The following is a 25231-nucleotide window of genomic DNA, read 5'->3' on the forward strand; positions in this document are numbered from 1 at the left end:
GCTTGCCGTGCGACGCCCGAATCGTCGTTTCCGACGAGCCTGCGGGGGCGGGCCGCGCCAAGAATGGCAGGCATGCGTGGCCGCCGGCCGGCCGGCACCGCGCCGGTTGCCGGCCAGCGTCCGGCAGCCAACCGTCAGCGGTCGCAGGTCGCGGGTCGACGCGGCCATCCCTTCCCATCCCTCCCGGAGCGCGCGCCATGCCACCCCTGCCACAATCGCCGCAGTCCTCGCCGCCGCAGTCCTCGCCGCCGCAGGGGGCCGTTCCCCTGCTGGAAGTCGACGCGGTCTCGGTACGCTTCGGCGGCATCCAGGCGCTCGATGCGGTCTCGTTCCGCGTCGAGGCCGGGCAGATCTGCGGCCTGATCGGCCCGAACGGGGCCGGCAAGAGCACCTTGTTCAACTGCCTGTCGCGCATCTACGAGTGCGGCGGCGGTGCCATCGCCTTCGAGGGCCGGCGCGTGTCCGGCCTGCGCCGCCACCGCATGGCGGGCATCGGCATCGGCCGCACCTTCCAGAACCTGGCGCTGTTCCGCTCCATGACGGTGCGCGAGAACGTGCTGGTCGGTTGCCACAGCCGGCACCACGCGGGCTTCCTGCGCGCGCTGCTGCGCCTGCCGGGCGAGCGCGGCGTGGAGCGCGCGGCGGCCCGGCGGGCGGACGAGATCCTGCACTACCTCGGCCTGCAGGAGGTGGCCGGGCGGGTCGTGGCGGACCTGCCGTTCGGCACGCAGAAGCGCGTCGAGCTGGGCCGCGCGCTGGCCGGCGGGCCGCGCCTGCTGCTGCTCGACGAGCCGGCCTGCGGGCTCAATCATGAGGAACTGGAAAGCCTGGGTGGGCTGATCCGCGATATCCGCGACCGCCTCGGCATCACGGTGCTGCTGGTCGAGCATCACATGAGCCTGGTGATGGCGGTGTCCGACAAGGTGGTGGTGCTGAACTTCGGGCGCAAGATCGCCGAGGGCACGCCAGCGCAGGTGCGCCAGCATCCGGAAGTCATCCGCGCCTACCTGGGAGGCCAGCATGCCGCCGCTGCTTGAAGTCGAGGGCCTGCATGCCGCCTACGGCGGCACCCGCGTGCTGCACGGCATCGACCTCGCCATGCGGCCGGGCTCGGTGACGGCGCTGCTGGGCGCCAACGGTGCCGGCAAGACCACCACGCTGCGCGCGCTGTGCCAGATGATGGTGCGCACCTCGGGCTCGATCCGCATCGGCGGCGCGCGCGCCGACGGCCGCGCCACCGAGGACATCGTGCGCCTGGGCGTGGCCCACGTGCCGGACGGGCGCGGCACCTTCCTCGGCCTGAGCACGGAGGAGAACCTGCGCCTGGGCGCCTACCTGCGCCGCGACAAGGCCGGCGTGGCCGAAGACTTCGAGCGCATCTATGCCTATTTCCCGCGCCTGAAGGAGCGGCGCGCCCAGCAGGCCGGCACGCTGTCGGGCGGCGAGCAGCAGATGCTGGCGATCGGCCGCGCGCTGATGTCGCGGCCGCGGCTGCTGCTGCTCGACGAGCCGTCCTTCGGCCTGGCGCCACTGATCGTGCGCGACATCTTCGACATCATGCGCCGCATCAACCGCGAGCAGGGCGTGTCGATCCTGCTGGTCGAACAGGACGCGGCGCTGGCGCTGGACGTCGCCGATTCGGTCTACCTGCTGGAGACCGGCCGCATCGTGCTGCAGGGAACGCCGCAGGAGATCCGTGCCAACGACGCGGTGCGCCGCGTCTACCTGGGCAACTGAGCGCCCGCGCCCCCGGAGGGCGCCAGGTTCGAACCCGCGGAACCCGCCGGCATGCATCGGCGGGCCGCCAAGACCCGTCCGTGAACGGAGGAGACACGATGGATGCCTTCCTGCATCAACTGCTGTCCGGACTCGCCACCGGCAGCATCTACGCCAGCGTCGCGCTGGCGCTGGTGATGATCTACCAGTCCACCCACCACGTGAACTTCGCCCAGGGTGAAATGGCGATGTTCTCCACCTACCTGGCCTGGGCCATGATCCAGGCCGGCCTGCCTTACTGGGCGGCATTCGCCTTGACGGTGGTGCTGTCCTTCGCGCTGGGCGCGCTGGTGGAGCTGGCGGTGATCCGGCCGATGCGCTCGGCGCCGGTGCTGTCGGTGGTGGTGGTCTTCGTCGGGCTGCTGATGATTTTCCACAGCCTGGCCGGCTGGCTGTTCGGCTTCACCATCCAGCCCTTCCCCAGCCCCTTTCCCGAGAGCGCCTGGTACGGGTCCAGCTACCTGTCGCCGCACGAGGTGGGCGCCATCGTGGTGACGCTGGCGGTGATGGCGCTGTTGTTCCTGTTCTTCCGCTTCACGCCGCTCGGCCTCGCCATGCGCGCGGCGGCGCAGAATCCGCTGTCGTCGCGCCTGGTCGGCGTCAATGTGGGGCGCATGCTGATGCTGGGCTGGGGGCTGGCCGGCGCGGTCGGCGCCATCGGCGGCATGCTGGTGGCGCCGGTGGTGTTCCTCGATCCCGGCATGATGAGCGGCGTCCTGATCTACGCCTTCGCCGGGGCCCTGATCGGCGGCATCGACAACCCCGCCGGCGCGGTGCTGGGCGGCTTCATCGTCGGCGTGCTGGAGAACCTGATCGGCACCTATGTGGTAGGGACCGAGCTGAAGCTGACGGTGGCGCTGGTGCTGATCGTCGCGGTACTGATCGTGCGGCCGTCCGGGCTGCTGGGCAAGACCATCGTACTGAAGGTGTGACCATGACGTCCTTCGATCCCGCCACTGCCGCTCCCGCTGCTCCCGCTGCTCCCTCCGCTGCCGGCGCCGGGGCGCGCGTCCTGCCCTGGTGGCTGGCGCTGCTCGCCGCCGCCCTGGCCGTGCCCTTCGTCGCGCAGGGCTACGTGGTGTTCCAGGCGACCATGGTGCTGTCCTATGCCGTGGCCCTGCTCGGCCTCAACATCCTGACCGGGTACAACGGGCAGATCTCGCTCGGTCACGGTGCTTTCTATGCCATCGGCGCCTATACCTGCGCGATCCTGATGGACCGCTTCGGTGTGCCCTACTGGGCCACCTTGCCGGCGGCGGCGCTGGCCTGCCTGGTGGCAGGCTACCTGTTCGGGCTGCCGGCGCTGAAGCTGGAGGGGCTCTACCTGGCGCTGGCCACCTTCGCGCTCAGCGTGGCGATGCCGCAGCTGCTCAAGTACAAGTACCTGGAGCCCTGGACCGGTGGCGTGCAGGGCATCGTGTTGAACAAGCCGGATGCGCCGTTCGGGCTGCCGCTGACGCAGGACCAGTGGCTCTACCTGTTCGCGCTGGCGGTGGTGCTGCTGATGTTCGTGCTGGCGCGCAACCTGCTCGACAGCGGTGCCGGGCGCGCCATCGTCGCCATCCGCGAGCATCCGCTCGCGGCCGAGGGCATGGGCATCGACAACCGCCACTACAAGGCCAGCGCCTTCGCGCTGTCGGCCATGTTCACCGGGGTCGGCGGCGCCTTGTCCGCCATCGCGGTGCAGTTCGTGGCGCCCGATTCCTTCCCCATGTTCCTGTCGATCTCGCTGCTGGTGGGCGTGGTGGTGGGCGGGGTCGGCACGCTGGCGGGCGCCTGGTACGGCGCGCTCTTCATCATGTTCGTGCCGAGTGCCGCGGAAAAGGTGTCGAAGGCCGCGCCGTGGGCGATCTACGGCGCGGTGCTGATCCTGTTCGTGTTCGTGCTGCCGGGCGGCGTGGCGGGACTGGTGCGCCAGGCGCGGGCGCGCTTCGGCGCGCACTGAGGCCCTGAGTCAACGAATCGAAGACTCAGGGCGCGGACGGCCGGACGCCACACGGGGCGCCAGCACCAGGCTGAGCACGGCCAGCAGCACGCAGCCCACCCCCGCCAGCTGGATCCAGCGCAGCGGCTCGCCCAGCCAGGCGAAGGCCAGCAGCACCGCCGAGACCGGTGCCAGCGCCGTGAACAAGGCGGCTTCCGAGGCGCTGGTGCGGGCCGAGCCCGCATACCAGAGCAGGAAGCCGCAGACGGTGGGGCCGAGCGCATACCAGGCGACCGCCGCCAGGGCCGGTGCCGGCCAGCTGGCCGGCCAGGTTTCCAGGCCGGCCGGCAGCAGGCAGACCGCCAGTCCCTGCGCGCTCATCAGCGTCGACAGCGCCAGCGGCGCGACCGGCTGGCGCAGGCGCCGGTTGAGCAAAATGAACAGCCCTTCGCAGACCACCGCCGCCAGCACCAGCAGCCGGCCCGCCGGCGAGCCGCCGGTGCCGGGGGCGAAGGTGATGGCGCCGACGCCGGCGGTCGCCAGCGCGATGGCCAGCAGCAGCCTCGGGCCGGGCCGCTCGCGCAGCAGCAGCATGGCGATGGCGGCCGAGACCACCGGCAAGGTACCGATGATGACGCCGGCATCGGCGGCCGGGGTCAGCCGCAGGCCCGCGATCAGCAAGGTGGTGTAGCCGACGCTGCCGGCCGCTGCCTGCAGCCACAGCAGGGCCAGGTCGTGGCGGTCCGGACGCGGCCACGGGCTGCGGGTGAGCCGCATCAGCAGCAGGAAGCAGGGCAGGGCCATGGCGAAGCGCAGCGCGGTGGCGGTGAAGGGCGGCAGTCCGGCGGCGATGATCTTGCTGCCGGCGACGGTGCTGCCGACCATGACCATGGCAAGGGCGAGGCAGGCATGGCCGAGGGATCGTTGTGGCATCGGGTTGGCGCGGAAGGAGTGGGACAAGGCACCAGCCTAGGTCCGTGCCGGCATCGCGTCTTGAACGGAATTGCAGGTCCGCTGCAGGAAATCGGACGGTACAGCACCGCTTTTCGCAATGGACTAGTTGTGCTCAAGCGAACCCGGAGTCCGATCGATCGTCAACGCCATGACCTTGGCGTGCACCTGTTGGAGTTGCAGCGAATCGATGGTTTGCCAGCCCAATCTCGCATACAAGCTCTCATTGCGAGGCGTAAAGAGGTACATGCGGGAAAAGCCGAAGCGGCTGGCCTCGCTTGCAAGGCGCTGAGTCAGCGCGGAGGCAATTCCCTGGTTGCGAAAGGCTGGCACGACAAAGACGGAAGAGACCCAAGGCGTAAGGTGCTGGTGCGTGATCGTGCCAGGGACCAGACTGGCTGCGCCTTGCAAGCTGCCTTCTGCCGTCAAGGCGACCAGGGTCAACGGCAGCGCGTGCCGGATGGCGGTCCGCTGGACGCGCAGCAGGCGTTCTTCCATGGTTAGCTGCGGGCTGAGATAGCCAAACAATTGATGCTGCCACTCGGCTACAAGCGGAATCAGTTCGTGATGATTCTCCAGATAATCAATATGCGTCAGCAATTCTTGCGTCTCCCGATGTCATCAGTCAGATGAATCCCTGGCGGCAATCCGTGCTGCCGTGAATCGCTCGCTCATGGCCCTACCGTTGGGAGCGGACTCTACACGCGTTCCTGCTTTCGAACCAAACGCGGCCAATTGGTCAATGTTGGCGCCGGATTGCTGGAAATAGGGGCGGCAAGAGGATGACTTGGCCGGAGTTGGGCGAATTTCTGTTATCGCCCCTCGTGTGGCCATCAGTGATTCCGTATCCACGACGTGGCAGGCAGCGATGGAATTGGCTGTCAAGCCACGGATGACTTTTGGAATCCCTGCCTTACGGCTTCCGCCTCCTGACATCCGGAGCCGCCCCGGCCGCGCGGGCGAAGGCGCCGGGCGCGATGCCGAAGCAGCGTGCGAACAGGCGCGACATATGGCTCTGGTCGGCGAAGCCGGCGGCGGCCGCGGCGGCGGCCAGCGGCGTGCCCCGTGCGATCAGGCTGCGCGCGCGGTGCAGGCGGCGCTGCATCAGGTAGGCGTGCGGCGTGAGCCCGGTGGCGCGGGTGAAGCCGCGTACCACCTGGAAGCGGCTCAGGCCGCTGGCGTGTGCCAGGTCGGCCAGCGTGTGGGCCGTGGCCGGGTCGTCGTCGAGCAAGGCCTTGGCGCGCAGGATGGCGGCGAGGGCAGACGCCATGGAAGGGGGCGCGGCGGCGCTGGAGCGGGTGAGGCGGGCCAGCAGGGCGAGCAGCAGGCTGTCGCGCGCCAGCGCGGCGGTGCCGGCGCCGCCGAGGCGGTCCGCGTCGGCGGCCGTCATCCAGGCGAACAGCCGGCGGAAATCGGCGGTGGCGGCGGGGTCCGCCAGCACGGGCCGCTCGAACTCCTGCGCGCCGCCATCGCCCGCGGCGAGCACTTCCTCGCGCGCCTGGGCGACCAGTGCCGGATCGAGGTAGAGCATGCGCCAGGCACGTCCGCCGTCGCCCAGCGGCGCGCCGTCGTGGACTTCGCCCGGATTGACCGTGATGAGCTGTCCTGCCTGTGCCTCCACCATGCCGCGGCCGCTGCGCGAGCGCTGGGCGCCGCGTTCGATCACGCCGAAGCCGAATTGCTCGTGGGTGTGCCGCGCGAAGGCCAGGCGCGTGTCGGCCGCGATCGCCAGCACGCCGGGCGCGCCGCAGGGAAGGAGCAGGAACGGGCGGGTCGTCATGCTCGTCAGCCCATCTTCGACGATGCCGATGCCAATGGTGCGGGTAGCCCGGCCAGGATCTCCGCGGTGCTGCGCTGGAAGCGGTCTACCAGGAAATCCAGCAGCACCCTCACGCGGGGCGTCATATACCGATTCCGGTGGAAGACGGCATAGATGCCCGGCTCGCTTTCGACCAGGTCCGGTAACAGGACCTCGAGCGCGCCGGCACGGATGTCTGCCGCAGCGTCCCAGATCGTCTTGCGGGCAATGCCGACTCCGGCGAGTGCCCAGGTGCGTGCCAGCGCGCCATCATTGGTTTCCCACGCATTGTCCATGGCGACGGTGTGGGTCGAGCGCTTTCCTCCCGACACGAAATGAAATTCGTTCAGCGGGCCAGCGGCGGTGACCAGGACGATGAAGCGATGCCCGGCCAGGTCTGCCGGGGTGCGCGGCGTACCGTGCCTGGCCAGGTACTCGGGAGCCGCGCATAAGACCCGCCAGTTCGGCGCGAGCCGGCGTGCAATCAGCGAATCGTTCTCCGGCTTGCCAAAGCGGATGGCAAAGTCCACGTCATCGTGCAGCAGCTCAGACAGCGAGTCGGTCAGAGTCAGGGCGATTTTCAGTTCCGGCTGCGCACGGATGAAGTCGTCCAGCCACTGGTTGAGCAGATGGCGGCCGAAATCGGCCGATGCTGAAATCCGGACCTTTCCGCGCACCGCGCCCTGGCTCGCCTGGAGCGCGGCCTCGCCATCCTCGATGGCTCTCAGGGCGATGCAGCAGTGCCGGTGGTACAGCCGGCCCTCTTCGGTCAGGCGCAGTTGCCTGGTGCTGCGGTCGATCAGCCTGGTGTGAAGCGTGGCTTCCAGCTTGGCCAGCCGGGCACTGGCGGCAGCAGGCGAAAAGCCCAGCTTGCGGCCGGCAGCGGACAGGCTGCCGAGTGCCGCCGCTTCCACGAACAGGCGCATATCGCCTAGCCGATCCGTCGCCATCTTTCATTTGGATTTGAATTGGATTCAAAAATGTAGCCAATTATCAAATCCAAGTCCACCCGCCAGACTGCTGCCTTGCAACGCCGGACGAGGGGCGACAGCCGACAGCCATAGGAGGGGCAACTCTATGGACGAAATCAGCAGAACAGCAGCAGCGGATAGCGGGCGCCAGGAGGTGGCGGGCAGGCTGCCGCTGGCAGGCTTGCTGGCATTGACGATGACCAGTTTCATTGCCACGGCGAACGAGGCCGTGCCGGCCGGCTTGCTCCCACAGATTGCGCAAGGATTCCATGTCACCGAAGCCTGGGCCGGACAACTCGTGACCCTTTGCGCGCTGGGGGCAGGCGTGGCGGCCATCCCGCTGACGGCCGCCACGCGTAGATGGCGACGCCGGCAGGTCCTGTTGCTGGTGCTGGCGGCATTTTTCCTCTGCAATGCCGTCACCGCGCTGTCCTCGCATTACGTGGTGACATTGGCCGCGCGTTTTGCCGTGGGACTTGCCACCGGGCTGGCGTGGAGTCTCCTGGCAACCTATGCGCGCGCCATGGTCCCTGCCGCGATGCAAGGTCGCGCGCTTGCGGTGGCCATGGTCGGCATTCCCCTGGCCTTATCGGTCGGCGTGCCGTTGAGTGCCCGGCTCGGCGTCATGATCGGCTGGCGCAGCGTGTTCGGCATCCTGTCGGGCATGGCGCTGATACTGATGGCCTGGGCGCGCTGGACGGTTCCCGATTATCCCGGCCAGGCGGCCGACAGCCGTCTGCCCGTGCGGCAAGTGCTGGCCATCCCGGGGGTACGGCCGGTGCTGTTGGTGGTGATGGCCTGGATTCTTCCGCACTACATTCTCTACACCTATATCGCCCCCTTCCTGGCCTCGGTTGGACTGGCCCGCCATGTCGATGCCGTTCTGCTGATCTTCGGCGTCTCGGCCATGTTGGGCATCTGGCTGGTCGGCTCATTGGTTGACCGCTGGCTGCGCCTTCTGGTGCTGGCCGGGCTGGGTGCTTTTGCCTCGGTCTCGCTGCTGTTCGGCCTGGGGGGCACGGCACCTGCGGTGCTTTGCCTGGGGGTGGCGGTATGGGGGCTGAGCTTTGGCGGCGCGCCGACCTTGTTGCAGACCGCATTGGCCGACGCGGCCGGCAGTCGGGCGGACGTTGCCCAGTCGATGCTGGTGACGGTGTTCAATCTCTCGTTCGCCGGCAGCGGGATGATCGGCGGTGTACTGCTCGAGACCACGGGTGTCGCGTCCTTTCCCTGGGTGGTGCTGTTGCTCGTGAGCATCGGCCTGCTTGCGGCCTGGCGCGCCAGTTCCCATGGATTCACGGCCGGCCGGCGTCGATACGCGCTGGATTCGGCAGCTGGTGCCCGGCCATAGCGCAAGCGCTTCATTTCAATGAATCCAGACTCGGCAAACTAGCGCGCGCGTGACTCCATCAGGTCCAGCTCCCGTACCAGCCGGCGCGCGGTATGGTCGGAGATGCGGTCCTGGCGGGCCAGCGCGAAGAGAGTCTCGCGTTCCGCCCGCAGCCCCGCCAGCCGCATCTCGCGCTCGGCCCGGTCGGCCTTGCGCAACTGCTCCGGATCGGTGTCGCCCGGCACGCTGCCGTCGAGCGCCAGCCGGTGCTGGTAGAGCGAGATGACGTGGGCGGCGGCATTGGCGTAGACGTCCGCGTCGGCGGCTTCGCGCAAGGCGTGGAACTGGGCCTGCTCGATGGCGGCGATGGCCGCCTGCGCGGCCTGGCGCCGGCCCAGGTCTTCCTCCTGGCGCTCGGCCGGCTCCTCGGGAAGCTCCAGCCCGTCGAGCAGGCGCGGCAGGCCGATGCTGGCGGTCAGCAGGGAGATCAGGATCACCGCGGTGGCCAGGAACACCGCCAGGTCGCGCGCCGGGAACGGCTCGCCGGCCGGCGTCAGCAGCGGCAGGGTCAGCACGCCGGCCAGGGTGATGGCGCCGCGCACGCCGGCCAGCGCGGTGGCCACCACCAGGCGCCAGTGCGGCTTGCGCACGGCCTCGCCGCGCCGCCGTGCCGCGTACATCGTGAGCCGCAGCGAGACCCAGACCCAGGCCAGGCGCAGCAGCGCCAGCCCCGCGTTGATCGCCAGCGCGTACACGGCCAGCCACCAGGGACTGAGATGCCCGCTCTGCTCGACCGAGGCCATCGCGCCCTGGAGGATGCGCGGCAACTGCTCGCCCAGCAGCACGAACATCATGCCGTTCAAGGTGAACTGCACCGTATCCCACACGGCGGCGCGCTGCACGCGCGTGGCGGCCGTGGTGCGCCCGCGCAGCTCGACGTAGCTGGTGGTGATGCCGGCCGCCACCGCGGCCAGGATGCCCGAGGCGTGGGCGGCTTCGGCGAGCAGGTAGGCGGCGAAGGGGGTGAGCAGGCTGAGCAGGATGGAGGAGCCGCTTTCCTCGCCCACACGCGGCGCCAGCCAGCGCTGGCCGAGGCTGATCGCCAGCGTGGTGCCGGCACCGACGGCCACGCCGGCCAGGGCCAGCCAGAGGAAGGTCAGCGCGGCGCCGGCGAGCGAGAAGGTGCCGGTCAGGGCGGCCGCCACCGCGAAGCGGAAGCAGACCAGGCCCGAGGCATCGTTGAGCAGGGATTCGCCCTCCAGGATGTGCATCAGGCGCTTGGGCATGCGTGTGCGCGCGGCGATGGCCGAAACGGCCACGGGATCGGTCGGCGAGACGATCGCCGCCAGCGCGAAGGCGACCGCCAGCGGCATGGCCGGGATCATCCAGTGGATCAGGAAGCCGGCGCCGAGCACCGTGAACAGCACCAGCCCGAGCGCCAGTTCCAGCACCACGGCACGGTCCCGGGCCAGTCCGCTCTTGGGGATGCGCCAGCCGTCGAGGAACAGCAGCGGCGGCAGGAACAGCAGGAAGAAGGTGGCGGGATCCAGCGTGACGCCGGCATGGAAGACCCCGGCGATCAGCGCGCCGAGTGCGATCTGGACCAGCGGCAGGGGCAGGGGCAGGGAAAGGGGCGACAGGCGTGCCAGGTAGCCGCTGGCGACGACGGCCGCCAGCATGGCCAGGATGACTTCGATGGCGTTCAATGCGGGTCCTTGTCTAGGCTCGTCCACAAGGGGGACGCTGCGCGGCGGGCGCCGCGGTACGGCGGAAGGAAGCGGAGACAGGGCGGTGGGCCCGACGCTTCCGGCAGGTTGCGGATTATATATACATTCAAGAGTGTATGTAAGTGGCGCCGGAGCGGATGATAGGATGCCGTCACAATTTCCAGCCTCGGCGCAAGCCGCGCCAGCCACTCGCCATGACCTGCCTACCGAATGTCACGATCGCCCTGGAGACGGCCGCGCAGCCCTGCGTTGCCGGCCTGATCGATGAACTGGATGCTTACCAGAAGCCGCTCTATCCGCCCGAGAGCCACCACGGCATCGATATCGAGTCGCTGTGCCGGCCCGAGGTGCTGTTCGCAGTGGCGCGCGGCGCGCAGGGGGAGGCGGTCGGTTGCGGCGCGATCGTGCTGTGCGGCGGTGCCGGCGAGCTCAAGCGCATGTATGTGCGGCCGGGCTGGCGCGGGCAGGGGATCGCGGCGCGCCTGCTCGCCTTCCTCGAGGCGCAGGCGCTGGCGCGCGGCTGCGGCGAGTTCGTACTGGAGACCGGCGTGCGCCAGCCGGAGGCGATCGCGCTGTATGCGCGCCTGGGCTATCGGGAATGCGGACCGTTCGGCGACTACCTGCCGGATCCGCTGAGTGTGTTCATGCGCAAGGCCGCCGGCTAGCATGGCGGCGGCGCGGCTCAGAGCCGCTGGCGCGAAATGACCCAGAGGTGGAGGCCGAGGCTGGCGAGGAACAGGCCGGCGAGGTCCATCCAGTGGGGGCCGCCGCCCAGGCAAAGGGCCACGCCGGCGAGTCCGGCAGCCGCACCGGCGCCGGCACGCCACGTCGCCGGACGGCCTCGGCAATCCGGCGCGCGGGCAACGGACTGGGGCGGAGCGAGGGGTTTGGAGGCGAGGCGGTTCGGCATGGGATTCCTTGCTGTCCCGGAGCGGGGCGCCGGGACGGGCGGCGGGGAAGCGGCTGGCATCCCTGCGCCGGGTCGCCGGCCGGCTGGCGCGGCGGAACCTGGACTCGCACTGTACGGGCGGCCGGAGACAGTTCGAACGAATAAGTTCGACGATGCTTATTTGCTTTTCGCATAAAGCGCGCAGGGCCGGAAGGCAGAAGGCGCGTGCAAGTGCCGGCCGGGGCGGGCGTTGTGAGAAAATCGCCACCTCCTGCTCCGCCGCCCGCCGCCATCCACATCCCGTGCCAAGTGCGGCAATCGACGGCCACCGCCTGCTTCCTGACATGACGCCAGATCCTCTCGATGCCGCCACCGCGGGCACCGTCCCGCCCGACCTGCAGCCCGGCATGCCCTATCGCCACTACAAGGGCGGTGCCTACCGCATCGTCGGTCTCGGGCGCATCGAGGCCGACCTGTCGCAGGTGGTCGTCTACGAGGCGATGCGCGACCGCTCGCAACTGTGGGTCCGTCCGCTCGATGTGTTCTACGAGGCCGTGGAAACCGCGGGCGGGGGCGCGCCGCGTTTCGCCCCGGATTGGCCGCCCGCGCTGGACTGCCTCGACTTCCTGCCGCGCGCGACCGTGCTGCAGGCGCTGGCCTGCTATGACGCGCCTTACCGTCACTACCATGACCGCCGCCATGTGCTGGAGATGTTCGAGGCGGCCCGGGCGCGCGGTATCCGGCTCACGCCCGCCCAGGCGCTGGCGGTCCTGTTCCACGACGCGGTCTACGTGCCGGGCTGCGAGCACAACGAGGCGGCATCGGCCGCGCTGCTGCCGAGCGTGGCCACGGGCGTGGCCGCGGACATGCTGGCGCTGGCCGCGCGCATCGTGCTGGATACCCGTGCCCATGTGCCGTCGGTGGACGAGGCGGAAACGGTGCTGGACCTCGACCTGCTGCGGCTGGCCGCGCCGGCGGATGCCTTTGCCGCCCATACCGAGGCCGTCTTTGCTGAGAACCGGGCCTTGCTGGCGGCGCAGACCGGGCTGCGGGACGAGGCGCTGTACCAGGACTTCCTGCGCCGGCGCATTGCCTTCCTGCAGGCGCTGGCGCAGCGCGAACGCTTGTTCCTGACTCCGGCCTTCGCTGACTGCGAGGCGGCGGCGCGCGCGAACATCGCCGCCATGGCGGCGGCCGCGCGGCGCGCTTGAGCGTCGCCGGCGTCGCCGGCGCTGCTTAGGCACAAGGGGCAGCTACTCGTCCTGCGCGTCCTGTGCGTCCTGTGCGTCGCCGGCGGGCGGGTCGGGTGTGTAGGCGAGCAGGTCGCCAGGCTGGCAGTCCAGGACCTCGCAGATCTTTTCCAGCGTGTCGAAGCGCACGCCCTTGACCTTGCCCGACTTGAGCAGGGACAGGTTCGGCTCGGTGATGCCGATGCGTTGCGCGAGTTCACGCGACTTCATCTTCCGCTGCGCGAGCAGCACATCCAGTGTGACAAGAATGGCCATGTCGATTCAGATAAAGGCCGCGTTCTCGCGCGCGATGCGCGTGGCCTCGACCTGCGCCCAGGCGATGGCCAGCAGCAGGCCGCTCAACAGCCAGAGCAGGCCGTCTCCCAGGTAGACCAGGACGAGCCAGAAGGGTTGTTGCCCGTTGTCGACCAGCAGCAGGGCGAGCAGGGTGCGCGTCAGCGGCAGCGCGGCGCCGAAGGCGGCGACCGCCAGCGCGATACGGCGCAGGCGCATGGCGCCGGCCAGCGTGAAGATCTCGCCGCGCGCGAAAGCGGTGGACAAGCGGCCGGCCTGCCACAGCGCCGTCAGCAGCGCGGTGGCGGCCAGTGCCGACACGGCCAGGCCGGCCACGCGGAACGGCAGGTCGAGCCGCAGGGCGTACTGCGGGCCGAGATCCCCGAGGAAACCGCGCACGGCGGGACTGAGCGCGGCGGCGGACAGGCCGAGCCAGAAAGCCGGCAGGAATGCGAGCGTCAACGCGGAGGCTGCCGGTGCGAGCCAGCGCAGCCAGCGGCTGATGGCCTGCACGCGCGACAGGGCCGCGCCATCGGTGGATGCGGTGAGGAGGGGGAAGCGGTTCATGCGGGCCTCTTCGGAGGGGTTTGCATCGGAATGGAAAGTATTGTACAACAGAAAAAGATTTCTGTTTTACGATAATTTTTCAGATCGGAATCCTGATGCCACTCTCTTTTGCCATGCCATCGCTCGCTACCGTCCGCCGCCTCGCCCCGCCCGCCGCCTGCCTCTGCCTGCTGTCCGCCTGCGCGCCGATCACGCCGTCGAACCCGGATGCCGCACGGGTGCGCGTCACGCAGGTCGAACCTGGTCCATCGTGCCGCTTTCTCGGCGATGTCACCGGCAGCCAGGGCGATTTCCTGCGCGGCGCGATCACTTCCAATGCGGACCTGGAAACGGGCGCGCGCAATGACCTGAAGAACAAGGCTGCGGCGCTCGGCGGCAATGTCGTCACCCTGCTCACCCAGCGCGCCGGGCAGACCGGTTCGCGCGACAACCTGGCGCAGACTAACGTGACCCTGACCGGCAATGTGTACCACTGCCCGCCGCTATGAGTCGTCACGCTGAGACGTCACGCGCGGAGCGTGCGCCATGAAAGCTCTGCTCGCCGTGATGCTCGGCGTGCCGCGGCTGGCCGCTTGCGGGGCCGATGCGCAGGAAGCCAGGCCGGCAGCCGTGGCGCCTGTGCAGGTTCGCGCGGCGTACGGCCCGACCGGTCCGCAAGGGCCGGTTCTGCCGCGGGCCTTGCCGGCAGCCGCCACCGTGCCGGTCGCGCCCCGCGCGACAGCCGCGCCGGGACAGCGGTGAGGGCAACAGCCGGCCGGCTCAGGTGCGCTGGTAGAGGATCACGCCGTCGTCGCGCACGGTCCGGCTCGCCTCGCCGCGATGCACCAGGTGGTTCAGGCAGGCGATGCTCTCGCCGGTCGCCAGGCCCAGCAGGGCGCGGTCGGATTCGGCGATGGGCCGCGAGAACAGCGCGCCGAACACGTCGACCGCGCGGCGCGGCTCGCCCAGGACCTCGCGCAGCCGCTGCAGGCTCTTGTCCTGCCCGCGGCGCAGCTTGTCGAGGCGGGCGTGCAGGCCGCGGAAGCACTCGTTGTGCGACGGCAGCACCAGCACGTCGTCCGGCACCTGGCGCTGGATCTTGTCCAGCGAGGCGTACCAGTCGGCGATCGGGTCGGCGTCTGGCTCCATCGGGTAGACCGAGACGTTGGACGAGATGCGCGGCAGCACCTGGTCGCCGGAAATGAAGAGCTTGAGCGCCGGGCTGTAGAGGCAGGCATGCTCGGGCGAGTGGCCCATGCCGATGACGACGCGCCAGGCGTGGTCGCCGATCGTGATCTCATCGCCGTCCTGCAGGCGGCGGAAGCTGTCGGGCAGGGCGTGGATGTGCTGGCCGAAGCGGCCGAAGCGGGCGCGGTAGGCCTCCAGGGCGGTCTCGCTCCAGCCGGCGGCGCGGTAGAAGGCCACGCCGTCGGGCGGTGCCTCGCGGCCGGTGTCGGAGGTCGTCACGCGGCAGTTGAGGTATTCGAGGCGGCTCATCCACAGCCTGCAGTCGAACTTGCGTGTGAGCCAGCCGGCCATGCCGACGTGGTCGGGGTGCATGTGGGTGACGAACACGCGCGTGACCTTGTCGAGTCCGGGGACGCTGTTGCCGAGGCTGCGCCAGATGGCCACGGTCTCGTCGGTGCGCACGCCGGTGTCGACCACGGCACAGCCATCGCCGTCGGCGATCGACCACAGGTTGATGTGGTCGAGCGAATACGGCAGCGGCATGCGGATCCAGTGCACGCCGGGGGCGACTTCGAGCACGCCGCCGGGCGCGGGCGGGGCGGCGAAGGGATAGGTCAGGGCTGTCTCGGGGGTGTCCTGCGGACGGTCTTGTTTTTCTGTCACGGTGTCATGGCCCGGCGGGTGCTGCGCACGCCCGCCGGATCGGTTGGGGATGCTGCAGCTTACTGCAGAACGGCCGGGACCGGAGCGTCCGCGTGCAGGGAGGGCCCGGCGCATCGCGTCGCGGGTCCGCGCGCGAGGCGGGCGGCACGCGGCCGCCGCGGCACACCGGCCGGGGGCGGCGGCCCTGCCCCGGCCGCTCTTATAATCCCGGCTCTGCCCCGCCGGCCGCCGTGCTGGCGCTGCCCGGGCAGCTTCCGTCTCTTCTCTCGCCGATGACAGTCCAGATGAACCTTGCCGCGCGGCTCGACGCGGCGCAGCGCTTTTTCGACAGCGGCCGGCTCGATGCCGCCGCGCAGCAGCTGGAGGCCGTGCTGCAGTCCGATCCCGGCCACGGCGATGCCCTCGAGGGACTGGCCTACATCGCGCTGCGTCAGGGGCAGCCGGCCGAGGCGGCCGCCTATTTCGAGCGCGCCCTGGCAGTGCTGCCGCCCGACGCGGAACGGCTGGGCGCGGCCGGCATGGCGCACCAGGCCGCCGGCAACCACGCGCGCGCGGTGGCGCTGCTGGACCAGGCGGGCGCGCAGGGGCCGCGCCAGGCAGGCGCCCTGCACGCGGCGGCCATGTCGCTGTCGGCCCTGGGCGACCACGCCGGCGCGCTGGAGCGCCTGCGCCAGGTGGCGGCGTGGCAGCCGGGTTCCTGGGAGGTCCACTACAACATGGGACGCGCGCTCGGCCTGCTTGAGCGCTACGAGGAGGAGGCCGAGGCCTACCGGCGCGCCATCGAGCGCAAGCCCGACAGTGCCGATGCGCATGCCAACCTCGGTGTGGCGCTGGCGGAGCTGCACCGGTTCGACGAGGCGCTGCGCCTGTTCAAGAAGGCGCTGCAGCTCGACCCGAACAATGCCGGCGCGCGTGCCAACCGCGCCAGCACCAACCTGCTGCTGGGCCAGTTCGAGCATGGCTGGCGCGAGTACGAGTGGCGCTGGCGCAGCGGCGCGCAGCCGCACCACGGACTGTCCGGCGAACCCTGGCTGGGCGACAAGCCGCTGGCCGGCAAGACGCTGCTGCTGCACAGCGAGCAGGGCTTCGGCGATACGCTGCAGTTCGTGCGCTACGTCGAGCGGCTCGCCGGCAGCGGCGCCACCCTGGTGCTGCGCGTCCAGGACGCGCTGTGCACGCTGCTGGAGGGCTATGCGGGGGTGGCCGCAGTGATCGGCCGCAGCGAGCCGCTGCCGCCGTACGACTACCACTGTCCCCTGATGAGCCTGCCGCTGGCCTTGTGGAAGGCCGCGCCGCAGATTCCGGACCGCGTGCCCTACCTGCAGGCGGATCCGGCGCGGCGCGCCGAGTGGACGTCCTGGCTGGGGCCGCGCGCGCGGCCGCGCGTCGGCATCGCCTGGGCCGGCAGCGCCACCAACCTGAACGACCGCAACCGCTCGATGCGCTTGCAGGACTGGGCGCCGCTGCTGGCCGCGCCGGCCGACTTCATCGCGCTGCAGAAAGACCCCAGGCCCGGTGACCTGGCCGCCTGGCAGGAGCTGCCGGCGCTGCGCGATGCCGCGCCGGGCCTGCATGCCTTCCGCGATACCGCGGCGCTGGTCGCGGAGCTCGACCTGGTCATCTGCGTCGACACCGCGGTCGCCCACCTGGCCGGCGCGCTCGGCAAGCCGGCGTGGATCCTGCTGCCGTTCACGCCTGACTGGCGCTGGCAGCTCGCGCGCGGAGACAGCCCGTGGTATCCGGGCACGCGGCTGTTCCGCCAGCCGCGCCGCGGCGACTGGGCGCCGGTGATGGCGCAGGTGCAGGCGGCGTTGCGGGAGCGCCTGGCGGAGTCCTGAGGCAGGCCGCGGTGCCGCCTGGCGTGCCGGCGCTCAGAGCGAGGCGCCGCCGCACATCACGATCTGCTGGCCGGTGACGGCGCCGCCGAACTCGCCCAGCAGGAAGGACGCCAGCGCGGCCACCTCTTCCGGTGCGACGAAGCGCCCGATCGGCGGCAGGCGCGGCGGCGTGCCGGCGCGGCCCGGATCGCGCAGGAAGGGCGTATCGGTGGCGCCCGGGGCGATCACGTTGACGGTGATGCCGCGCGGCGCCAGTTCGGCGGCCCAGGAGCGGGCCATGCCCACCAGGGCGGCCTTGGTGGCGGCGTACTGGCTGCGCGTGGGCGCGCCGTTGGCGGTGCGGCTGCCGATCAGCAGGATGCGGCCGCCGGCGTGCATGCGCGGCGCCAGCCGGTCGGCCAGGCAGGCAGCCGCTTCGACGTGGACCCGCCACATTGCCGCGCCGTCTTCCATCGACAGCTCGCCCAGCGCTGCCGTGCGCATGAAGCCGGCCGCATGCACCACGGCATCGACGGCACCGAGGCGCTCGCAGACCTGTGCCAGGCGGGCGAGGTCGCCGACGTCGACCGCCTCGCAGGTGAGGCCCTCGATGGCCTCGGACGGCGGCGTGCGGCACAGGCCGGTGACGCGCCAGCCCTCCTGCAGCAGGCGCATGGCGATGGCGTGCCCGATCCCGGACGAGGCCCCGGTCACGATGGCATGGCGCGCCCGAGCGGGGCGGCTTGGCGTGGCAGGCATGATGGAGCGGTGCATGATGGAGCGGTACTTGCTACGTCAGACCAAGATGAAGGGAAAAGGGCAGGGCCCGCTGCCTATCCGGCGGCGCTTGGCGTCCCGGGGCCGGACTGCCCCACCGTTTCCACGCGCACATCGCCGCGCGCCTCGAACGGCGCCAGTTGCTGCGGCGTGACGTCCTGGTCGGTGATCAGGGTCCAGGGCCGTTCGATCGGGGTCCAGTGTTGCTGGCTGGCGTGGCCGACCTTGTCGGCGGTGACCAGCACGAATACGTGCGCCGACTGGCGGATCACGCATTCCTTCAGGTAGGCCTGCTCGGCCGAGGCTTCGCACAGGCCGTTGCGGGCCACCACGCCGTCGGCGCCGAGGAAGGCCTTGTCGACGCTGATGCGGCTCAGCGAGAGCTGGGCCAGCGCGCCCAGCGTGCTCATGCTGGAGGCGCGCACCTCGCCGCCGATCAGCGTCACCGGCATCCCCGCGGCGGCCAGCGCGGCCACCACCAGCAGGTTGTTGGTGACCACGCTCACCTGTTTTCCGGGCAGGTGGGGGGCCAGCGCGGCCGTGGTGGTGCCGCCGTCGAGGAAGACCGTGTCGCCGTCGGCGATATGGGCGAACGCGGCGCGGGCGATGGCCGCCTTCTGCGCCTTGCCGCTGACGCGGCGCTCCTCCAGCGGCGCCTCCGGCTCGTGCGAGCCGACCGCGGCCGCGCCGCCGTAGGTGCGCAGGATGCGGCGGTCCGAGGCCAGCGCGCGCAGGTCGCGGCGTACCGTGGCTTCCGACATGCCGAAGTGCTCGCACAGCGTGGCGACATCGTTCATGCCGTTGAGGACGGCGTTCAGCATGGCCTCGCGGCGCTTGGTGACTTTCATTGGTGGCGTTCCTGTACCCGTGACGGCGCGGCCCGGGGGGGCGGGCCGCGGCAGGGGTCCAATGTAGCAAATCCCGCCGGCGCGGCGTCCGCCGCGTGGCCGCCCGCCCGCCCGCCTGCCGCCGCGCTCGGCGCGCTCAGCCGCGCACCCAGGACTCGGCCACCGCCACGTACTTGATGCGCTGGCGGAAGTAGGTGAAGGCGATATGCAGCGTGCCGTCGGGGCCTTCCACGATGGAGGGGTAGGAGTACTCGCGGTTGCGCTGGTCGGCCGAGTTGTTGGTCATGCAGTAGCCGTCGCCGATTTCCAGGTTGCGCCGGCGGCGCCAGGTGCGCCCGCCGTCCTCGGAAATGGCCAGCGACAGCGGCGCGCGCGGCGCGCCCCAGAAGGCGGTGCCGCGTGCCGATGCCTGCTGCTCGCGCAACTCGCCGCTGTCCTCCGAATCCTCGATGTCGTCGTAGAGGGAAGCGCGCCGCTCGCTGCTGTGGGAGGCATCGCTCTCGTTGAACACCAGCGCCAGATGGCCGTTGCGCAGCGCCACGAACTGGATCGAGGAGTTGTTGTTGGGCAGCCCGGTCGGCTCAGGCGCGCTCCAGTGGCGCCCGTCGCGCGAGCGGCTGGCGTAGATGGCATCGGCCCAGCGGCTGCGGTACAGCGCCAGCAGGCTGCCATCGGCGAGCGGCTGCACGTTCATGTGGACGCAGCCGACGCTGTCGGGCACCACGTGCTCGTGCCACGTCAGGCCCTGGTCTTCGGACACCATCACGGCGCTGACGTCGTCGTTGCCGACCCAGCGCTCGCCCGGCTGGGTGCGGCACAGGAACACCGGGCAGGCCCAGGCGCCGTCGGGCAGCACGGCGATGGGCTGGCGCACGAAGGTGCCGGGGCGGTCGAACAGGGTCTCGATCGGGCCCCAGCTGCGGCCGCCGTCGTCGGAGATGCGCCGGCGCACGATGGCGGTGTTCTGGTGGCCGGAGAGCTGGGCGGTGTAGAGCAGCCAGAGGCGGCCGTCCGGCGCGGCGAACAGCACCGGGTTCTGTTCGGAGCGCGCCGGATCCTCCGACAGCTTCAGCGGCGGCGTCCAGCGCCGGCCGCCGGCCGGCAGCCGGGACAGGTAGATCGAGACGTCGGGAATGCCTTCCTGGGTGCCGCCGAACCAGGCGCACAGCAGGTCGCCGCCGGGCAGGGCGAGCAGGTTGGCGGCATGGTTCTGCACGCAGGGCGTCGGCAGGAAGGCCTCGCGGCGGCCGGCGTCGGTGCTGGCGAGGTGCACTTCGCCGTCGCTGGCGGTGAGCGCGAGGGCGGCGGCGGGCTGGACGATGGCGTTCATGGCGTGTGTCGGGTGAGGGGTTGGGTCATTGCGCGGAGCCGTTCGGGCGGGCGCCGGCGGCGGGCGCGCCCTGGGCGGCGCGGGCCGGCGCGAACAGCTTCTCGACCACCAGGACCAGCGCCGGCGTCACCAGCGCGACGTACATATTGTCGATGCCGAAGGGGTTGCCCAGCAGGTACCAGGCGGTGGTGGCCACGGCCGCCAGCACCAGGCCGGCGACGGCGCCGCGGCTGCTGCCGAAGAAGGGCAGGTAGATGCCGATCAGGGCCACGATCGAGACCGACAGGCGCAGCGCGCGGGTGAAGAAGGACAGCGCCAGGATCTGCGGTACGAACAGCACGAACACCAGCGGCACGAAGCCGACCGCCAGCGAGATCCAGCGCGTCGCGCGCAGCTCCTGCTCAGGCGTGGGGCGGTAGCGCGGCACGTAGAAGTCCTTGACGATCAGCGAGGCGATGGCCAGGGCCACGGTGCAGACGCTGACGAAGATCGAGGCCACCAGCGAGGTGGTGACCACGCCGGCCAGCAGCGGGTGCATGTGCTGCAGGAAGACCGGCAGCGCGTACAGGCTCTTGATCTCGGGGTAGAGGTACTTGGCGGCGACGCCGATGAAGCCCAGCGCGATCGAGATCGGCACGCACAGCACGGCGGCCATCAGCGAGGCCTGGCGCGCCGCCGCCGGGCTCTTGGTGGCGGAAATGGCCTGGATGATGAACTGGGTGGAGAAGATGGCGCCCGCCGAGCCGATGATCCAGGCGCCGATGGTGCCGCCGCTGAGCGCGCCGTGCCAGGTGAAGTAATGCTCGGGCATGGTCTGCACCATCGGCGCCAGGCCGCCGGTGAGGCGCCAGGCCACGGCCACCAGGATGCCGATGCCGAGCAGCTTGACGGCGCTGTGGAAGATGGTCAGGTAGGCCACGCTCTTGAGGCCGCCCCAGGCAAAGTAGATGGTGCTGATGGCGGCGGTGATCAGCGCCGCGGTGGTCAGGTCGACGTGCATCACCGTGGAGATGGCCGCCGCGCCGCTGACATAGTTGCCGACGTTCACCAGCAGCAGGGCGTAGATCATGATGGCGGAGACCACCAGCTTGGCGCCGTTGCCGTACTTGCGGGCGATGAAGCCGGAGATGGTGAACTCGCCCGAGGCATAGAGCCGCTTGGCCATGAAGAGGCCGAACAGCAGGAAGCCGATGGCCGCCGAGATCACCGACCAGGACGCGGCGATGCCCACGTTGAAGGCTTCCTGGGAGGTGCCGACGGTGGACTTGGCGCCGATGTACTCCGACATCAGCAGCACCGCCACCACCACGGCCGGCATCGAGCGGCCCGCCACCATGAACTGCTCGGAATCGCGGCTGCGCAGGCGCACGCTGGCCACGCTGGTCACCACGATGTAGACCGCCACCATGGCGATGATGAGGACGGTGTCCCCATGCGAGAAGGACGTCATCTCTGTCTCCTGGTCAGGCGCGGGAGGATTCCCGCGGGGCCGGCTTGTCGGTGCCGGCTCTGGGTGCTGCGGTGTCTGTTCTGCGTTGCGCGGGGCCGCGGCGGCCCCGGCGCGAGGGTGAGAAAGTGCGTGCGTGAGAGGGATCAGGCAGCCTGCGCCGGCCGGGCCTGCTCGCGCCGCGTGGCCAGCTCGCAGGCCTGGCGCAGCGCCTCCAGCATGCTGCGTTCGTCCGCGATGCCCTTGCCGGCGATGTCGAAGGCGGTGCCGTGGTCGACCGAGGTGCGGATCACGGGCAGGCCGACGGTGATGTTGACGCCGGCTTCGAGCCCCATCACCTTGACCGGGCCGTGGCCCTGGTCGTGGTACATCGCCACCACCACGTCGAAGTCGCCGCGGCCGGCGCGGAAGAACAGGGTGTCGGCGGGCAGCGGGCCTTCCACCTGCCAGCCGCGCGCCTGCAGCGCCTGCACCGCCGGGATGATCTTCTCTTCCTCTTCGCCGTAGCCGAACAGGCCGTTCTCGCCGGCATGCGGGTTGATGCCGCACACGCCGATGCGGGGCTGTGCGATGCCGGCGCGCACCAGCGTGGTGTGGGCGCGCTCGATGGTGCGCTGGACCAGGCCCGGCTCGATGCGGCGGATGGCATCGAGCAGGCCGATATGGGTGGTCACGTGGATCACGCGCAGGTTCGGCGCCACCAGCATCATCGACACCTCGTCGATGCCGGTCAGGTGCGCCAGCATCTCCGTGTGGCCGGGGAAGATGTGGCCGCCGGCATGCAGCGCTTCCTTGTTGAGCGGCGCGGTGCAGATGGCATCGAATTCGCCGGCCGAGGTCAGCTCGACGGTGCGCGCGATGTAGCGGTAGGCGGCGTCGCCGGCCACGGCCGACAGCTGGCCGTAGGGCAGGTCGGCGGGAATCAGGCCGAGGTCGATGCAATCGACGATGCCGGGGCGGAACACGGCATCGGCCGGCTGCGCGACGGTGCGCACTTCCAGCGCCGTGCCGGCGCGGCGGCCGGCGTCGCGCAGGCGCACGGCGTCGCCGACCACGATCGGGCGGCATTGCTCGTAGACCGCGCGATGCGACAGCGCCTTCATGATGATCTCGGGGCCGACGCCGGCGGCGTCGCCCATGGTGATGCCGATGACCGGCCGGTAGCTCGTTGCAGTCATTGCAGGGTTTCCTTGGTTCGGATGGGCGCGCGCGGCGCGTCCACGGGCGTGGCGGCGGACAGGCGCCTCCACGCGGCATGCAGGGAGCCGGGCGTGCCGAAGCCGCCCGCCTTGGTTACCACCGCCAGCGGCGCGCCGGCACGGGCAGCGTGCAGCAGCGGCATGCCGGGTTCGACCTCTTCGGCGATCCGCAGCGCCTCGATGCCGGCCGCGGCCAGCAGCGCGCGCGCCGTTTCGCCGCCGGTGGCCACCAGGGCGCCGGCCAGCGGCAGGCCGGGCGCCAGCAGCGTGGCCAGGCGCCGGCAGTGGCGCAGGCCGTCGGCCGGGTCGGCGCGGGTGGCCTGGCTGAGCGTGACGAGCACGTCGCGGCGCGCGCGCAGCGCGGCGGCGACGGCCTGGCCCAGCGGCGCGACGGCTTCGTCGGGGCCGTCGACCGGCACCTCGAACGCCAGCAGCGCGTCGCCGGCGGCGTCGCGCAGGCGGGCGGCCTGGGTATGGGAAATGCTGGACATGCTGCCGACCACGGTCAGCACGGGGCCGGGGACGATCCCGGCATCGGTGCCGGCGGCGGCTCCCGCGCCATCGTGGTCGAAGGCATCGTGGCCGTCGGTATCTTCAGCGCCTCCGTCAGCGCCTTCGCCGGCGCGGCGGTCCAGGCCGAGCGCCTGCATCAGCGCGGGCGCGAGGCCGCCGGAGCCGGCCCAGAAGGCACGCTGCAGCGCGGCCGATGCGGTGGCGATGTGCGCGAGGTCATCCTCGCCCAGCGCGTCGCAGACCACGGCCTGGATTCCTTCGGCCTGCAGCGCGGCGAAGCGGGCGGCGAGCGCCGGCCGGCCGGCGCGGATCGCCTCCAGCGGCAGCAGCGCCGTGCGCAGCCCCTGTGCGCGCAGCATCGCGCCAAGGTCGGCGCGTCCCGGGATGCCTTCATTGCGCCACACCTCGGTCTGCTCGACCGCCACGCCGTGCAGCCACTGGCGGCCATCGCGGGTGGTGCGGCCGGTGGCCGGATAGGCCGGGGCGACGATGGCCAGCCCGGCCAGCGGCACCAGGGCGGCGATCTCGGCGGCGGCGTTGCCGCGCAGCGTCGAGTCGACTTTCTTGTACAGGCGCGTGCCGGCACCGGCCAGTGCCTGCCAGGCATCGAGCTGGCGCCGGGCGGCCTCGGCCGGCGCCGCGCGGCGCGAATCGGCATCCACCGCCAGCACGTCCTGCCCGGCCGGGCAGGCGGCGCCCGCGTGCAGCAGCACGGCGCTGCGCAGGCCCAGGCGGGTGCCGGCGACGGCGCAGTCGGCGGCGCCGGACAGGTCGTCGGCGACGATCAGCAGGCGGGCGCGGATGGCGGGAGCGTTCACGGCAGCAGGCGCTGGTAGACCGCCTCGATATCGGCGAGCGACATCGGCTTGGGATTGTTGGCCATCAGGCGCGTGACCTTGGAGGCGGCCACGGCCAGTGCCGGCACGTCCGCCTCGGACACGCCGTAGCGGCGCAGGTCCTGCGGAATGCGCAGCACTTCGGTCCATTCCGCCAGGCGGGCGATCAGCGCCTGGGTGGCGGCCTGCTCGCCGGTGGCGGCGTCGGCGATGCCCAGCGTGCGCGCCACGGTGGCCAGGCGGCCGGCAATCGCGCTCGCGTTGAAGGCCATCACATGCGGCAGCAGCATGGCATTGGCGACCCCGTGCGTGATATGGAACATGCCGCCCAGCGGGTAGGCCAGTGCGTGCACGGCGGCGGTGCCGGCGGCGGTCAGGGCCAGCCCGCCGTACATCGAGCCGAGCATCATGGCCTCGCGCGCCGGCGCATCGTGGCCGTCGCGGTAGGCGGTGACGATGTTGGCGCCGATCAGCCGCATCGATTCCAGCGCGAACATATCGCTGACCGGATTGGCCTTGGTGGAAATATAGGACTCCAGCGCATGCACGAAGGCATCGACGCCGGTCGCCGCCGTGATCGGCTGCGGCAGGTCGAAGGTCAGCGCGGCGTCCAGGATCACCAGCTGCGGCAGCAGGTGGCGGCTGACGATGCCGACCTTGAGGGCCTCGTCCGGCAGCGTGACGATGGCGTTGGGGGTGACCTCGGAGCCGGTGCCCGCGGTGGTCGGCACCAGGATCATCGGCACGCCCGGGTGGGCGATGCGGTCGATGCCCAGCCAGTCGCGCAGCGGGGCGTCGTTGGTCAGGCGCACGGCGAACAGCTTGGCCGCGTCCAGCACGCTGCCGCCGCCGATGGACAGCACGGCCTGCGGCGCGAACGGCGCGATCTGCTCGCGGAACACGGTCTCGATGTTCTCGATGGTCGGCTCCGGCTCGACGCCGCGCACGACGCGCACCTCGACGTCGCGTGCCGCCAGCGCCGCGACCACGCGCGCGATGGTGCCGTTCTCTTCCATCACCGGCTGGGTGATCAGGGCCAGGCGCGCGACCGGGCGGTCGAGCAGGGCCAGCTTTTCGGGCAGCAGGTCGAGGCTGCCGGTGCCGTGCACGAGGTGCTTGACGGTCTGGAAATGGTAGGTGGTGGTCATGGCCGGATCCGGTGGCTGGGTCGGGCGCCG

General features: G+C 70.9%; 26 protein-coding genes. 10 read left to right on the forward strand and 16 right to left on the reverse strand.

The features are described 5' to 3' along the window. The first annotated feature begins 197 nt into the window (after positions 1-197). From BKK80_RS26720 to BKK80_RS26735, 4 genes are all read left to right on the forward strand, one after another. Positions 198-1037, forward strand: a complete 840-nt coding sequence (locus BKK80_RS26720) for an ABC transporter ATP-binding protein (RefSeq protein WP_071071977.1) — start codon at positions 198-200, stop codon at positions 1035-1037. Then, positions 1021-1737, forward strand: a complete 717-nt coding sequence (locus BKK80_RS26725; protein WP_071071979.1) for an ABC transporter ATP-binding protein — start codon at positions 1021-1023, stop codon at positions 1735-1737. Before BKK80_RS26720 ends, BKK80_RS26725 begins: the two co-directional genes overlap by 17 nt. A 98-nt stretch (positions 1738-1835) precedes the next feature. Next, positions 1836-2708: a branched-chain amino acid ABC transporter permease gene (locus BKK80_RS26730; RefSeq protein ID WP_071020380.1), complete on the forward strand. Its 873-nt coding sequence runs from the start codon at positions 1836-1838 to the stop codon at positions 2706-2708. A 2-nt stretch (positions 2709-2710) separates the two neighbouring features. Next, complete coding sequence (locus tag BKK80_RS26735; protein ID WP_071071981.1) at positions 2711-3721, forward strand: branched-chain amino acid ABC transporter permease; 1011 nt, start codon at positions 2711-2713, stop codon at positions 3719-3721. A 9-nt stretch (positions 3722-3730) separates the two neighbouring features. Here BKK80_RS26735 and BKK80_RS26740 read toward each other — a convergent pair whose 3' ends face one another. From BKK80_RS26740 to BKK80_RS26755, 4 genes are all read right to left on the reverse strand, one after another. Next, positions 3731-4633, reverse strand: coding sequence for a DMT family transporter (locus tag BKK80_RS26740; protein WP_071071983.1), 903 nt, complete (start codon positions 4631-4633; stop codon positions 3731-3733). A 123-nt stretch (positions 4634-4756) separates the two neighbouring features. Further along, complete coding sequence (locus BKK80_RS26745) at positions 4757-5251, reverse strand: GNAT family N-acetyltransferase (protein ID WP_071071985.1); 495 nt, start codon at positions 5249-5251, stop codon at positions 4757-4759. 313 nt (positions 5252-5564) lie between these two features. Next, positions 5565-6431: an AraC family transcriptional regulator gene (locus tag BKK80_RS26750; protein WP_071071987.1), complete on the reverse strand. Its 867-nt coding sequence runs from the start codon at positions 6429-6431 to the stop codon at positions 5565-5567. 5 nt (positions 6432-6436) lie between these two features. Then, complete coding sequence (locus BKK80_RS26755; RefSeq protein ID WP_071039924.1) at positions 6437-7399, reverse strand: LysR family transcriptional regulator; 963 nt, start codon at positions 7397-7399, stop codon at positions 6437-6439. Between the two features lie 127 nt (positions 7400-7526). Between BKK80_RS26755 and BKK80_RS26760 the strand changes: the two genes are divergently transcribed. Continuing rightward, a complete protein-coding gene (locus BKK80_RS26760; RefSeq protein ID WP_071071989.1) occupies positions 7527-8771 on the forward strand; it encodes an MFS transporter in 1245 nt (414 codons plus the stop codon). A gap of 38 nt (positions 8772-8809) precedes the next feature. Here the strand turns inward: BKK80_RS26760 and BKK80_RS26765 are convergent, their stop codons facing one another. Further along, positions 8810-10456 (reverse strand): Na+/H+ antiporter, encoded by a 1647-nt coding sequence (locus tag BKK80_RS26765; RefSeq protein WP_071039926.1) that lies wholly within the window; start codon positions 10454-10456, stop codon positions 8810-8812. Positions 10457-10671: 215 nt separating this feature from the next. On the opposite strand from BKK80_RS26765, the gene BKK80_RS26770 reads away from it, so the two are divergent. Continuing rightward, a complete protein-coding gene (locus tag BKK80_RS26770) occupies positions 10672-11142 on the forward strand; it encodes a GNAT family N-acetyltransferase (RefSeq protein ID WP_071020362.1) in 471 nt (156 codons plus the stop codon). Positions 11143-11159: 17 nt separating this feature from the next. Here the strand turns inward: BKK80_RS26770 and BKK80_RS26775 are convergent, their stop codons facing one another. After that, complete coding sequence (locus BKK80_RS26775; RefSeq protein WP_071071993.1) at positions 11160-11387, reverse strand: hypothetical protein; 228 nt, start codon at positions 11385-11387, stop codon at positions 11160-11162. Positions 11388-11710: 323 nt separating this feature from the next. Between BKK80_RS26775 and BKK80_RS26780 the strand changes: the two genes are divergently transcribed. Further along, a complete protein-coding gene (locus BKK80_RS26780; RefSeq protein ID WP_236903977.1) occupies positions 11711-12577 on the forward strand; it encodes a DUF1653 domain-containing protein in 867 nt (288 codons plus the stop codon). Between the two features lie 42 nt (positions 12578-12619). Here BKK80_RS26780 and BKK80_RS26785 read toward each other — a convergent pair whose 3' ends face one another. Both BKK80_RS26785 and BKK80_RS26790 read right to left on the reverse strand, forming a co-directional pair. Then, the gene (locus tag BKK80_RS26785) at positions 12620-12871 is read right to left on the reverse strand and encodes a helix-turn-helix domain-containing protein (protein ID WP_071071995.1); all 252 of its coding nucleotides are present in this window, start codon (positions 12869-12871) and stop codon (positions 12620-12622) included. A 6-nt stretch (positions 12872-12877) separates the two neighbouring features. Next, a complete protein-coding gene (locus BKK80_RS26790) occupies positions 12878-13456 on the reverse strand; it encodes a DUF2975 domain-containing protein (protein ID WP_071071997.1) in 579 nt (192 codons plus the stop codon). A gap of 95 nt (positions 13457-13551) precedes the next feature. Here BKK80_RS26790 and BKK80_RS26795 point away from each other — a divergent pair, with 95 nt between their 5' ends. Continuing rightward, positions 13552-13944, forward strand: a complete 393-nt coding sequence (locus BKK80_RS26795; RefSeq protein WP_083384536.1) for a DUF4156 domain-containing protein — start codon at positions 13552-13554, stop codon at positions 13942-13944. Between the two features lie 37 nt (positions 13945-13981). Beyond that, on the forward strand, positions 13982-14197 hold the full coding sequence (locus BKK80_RS36725; RefSeq protein ID WP_157903347.1) for a hypothetical protein: 216 nt from the start codon (positions 13982-13984) through the stop codon (positions 14195-14197). A gap of 18 nt (positions 14198-14215) precedes the next feature. Here the strand turns inward: BKK80_RS36725 and BKK80_RS26800 are convergent, their stop codons facing one another. Then, positions 14216-15286, reverse strand: a complete 1071-nt coding sequence (locus tag BKK80_RS26800; RefSeq protein WP_071039931.1) for an MBL fold metallo-hydrolase — start codon at positions 15284-15286, stop codon at positions 14216-14218. Between the two features lie 284 nt (positions 15287-15570). On the opposite strand from BKK80_RS26800, the gene BKK80_RS26805 reads away from it, so the two are divergent. Next, positions 15571-17124, forward strand: coding sequence for a tetratricopeptide repeat protein (locus tag BKK80_RS26805; protein WP_071039932.1), 1554 nt, complete (start codon positions 15571-15573; stop codon positions 17122-17124). Positions 17125-17157: 33 nt separating this feature from the next. On the opposite strand, the gene BKK80_RS26810 is transcribed toward BKK80_RS26805, so the two are convergent. The 7 genes from BKK80_RS26810 to BKK80_RS26840 all read right to left on the reverse strand — a co-directional run bounded on the left by BKK80_RS26810 (position 17158) and on the right by BKK80_RS26840 (position 25201). Beyond that, positions 17158-17862, reverse strand: a complete 705-nt coding sequence (locus tag BKK80_RS26810) for an SDR family NAD(P)-dependent oxidoreductase (protein WP_071022605.1) — start codon at positions 17860-17862, stop codon at positions 17158-17160. 74 nt (positions 17863-17936) lie between these two features. After that, positions 17937-18728, reverse strand: coding sequence for a DeoR/GlpR family DNA-binding transcription regulator (locus tag BKK80_RS26815; RefSeq protein ID WP_071071999.1), 792 nt, complete (start codon positions 18726-18728; stop codon positions 17937-17939). 136 nt (positions 18729-18864) lie between these two features. Next, complete coding sequence (locus tag BKK80_RS26820) at positions 18865-20058, reverse strand: sialidase family protein (RefSeq protein ID WP_071020334.1); 1194 nt, start codon at positions 20056-20058, stop codon at positions 18865-18867. A gap of 25 nt (positions 20059-20083) precedes the next feature. Next, a complete protein-coding gene (locus BKK80_RS26825) occupies positions 20084-21508 on the reverse strand; it encodes a sodium:solute symporter family protein (RefSeq protein WP_071072001.1) in 1425 nt (474 codons plus the stop codon). Between the two features lie 143 nt (positions 21509-21651). Then, on the reverse strand, positions 21652-22683 hold the full coding sequence (pdxA, locus tag BKK80_RS26830; protein WP_071072003.1) for a 4-hydroxythreonine-4-phosphate dehydrogenase PdxA: 1032 nt from the start codon (positions 22681-22683) through the stop codon (positions 21652-21654). Then, positions 22680-24035, reverse strand: coding sequence for a four-carbon acid sugar kinase family protein (locus tag BKK80_RS26835; RefSeq protein WP_071072005.1), 1356 nt, complete (start codon positions 24033-24035; stop codon positions 22680-22682). Before BKK80_RS26835 ends, pdxA begins: the two co-directional genes overlap by 4 nt. Further along, the gene (locus BKK80_RS26840; RefSeq protein ID WP_071072007.1) at positions 24032-25201 is read right to left on the reverse strand and encodes an iron-containing alcohol dehydrogenase; all 1170 of its coding nucleotides are present in this window, start codon (positions 25199-25201) and stop codon (positions 24032-24034) included. The genes BKK80_RS26835 and BKK80_RS26840 overlap by 4 nt, the downstream gene beginning before the upstream one ends. Positions 25202-25231 lie beyond the last annotated feature (30 nt).

This window comes from Cupriavidus malaysiensis, assembly GCF_001854325.1.
In the GTDB taxonomy this organism is placed as follows: Bacteria; Pseudomonadota; Gammaproteobacteria; order Burkholderiales; family Burkholderiaceae; genus Cupriavidus; species Cupriavidus malaysiensis.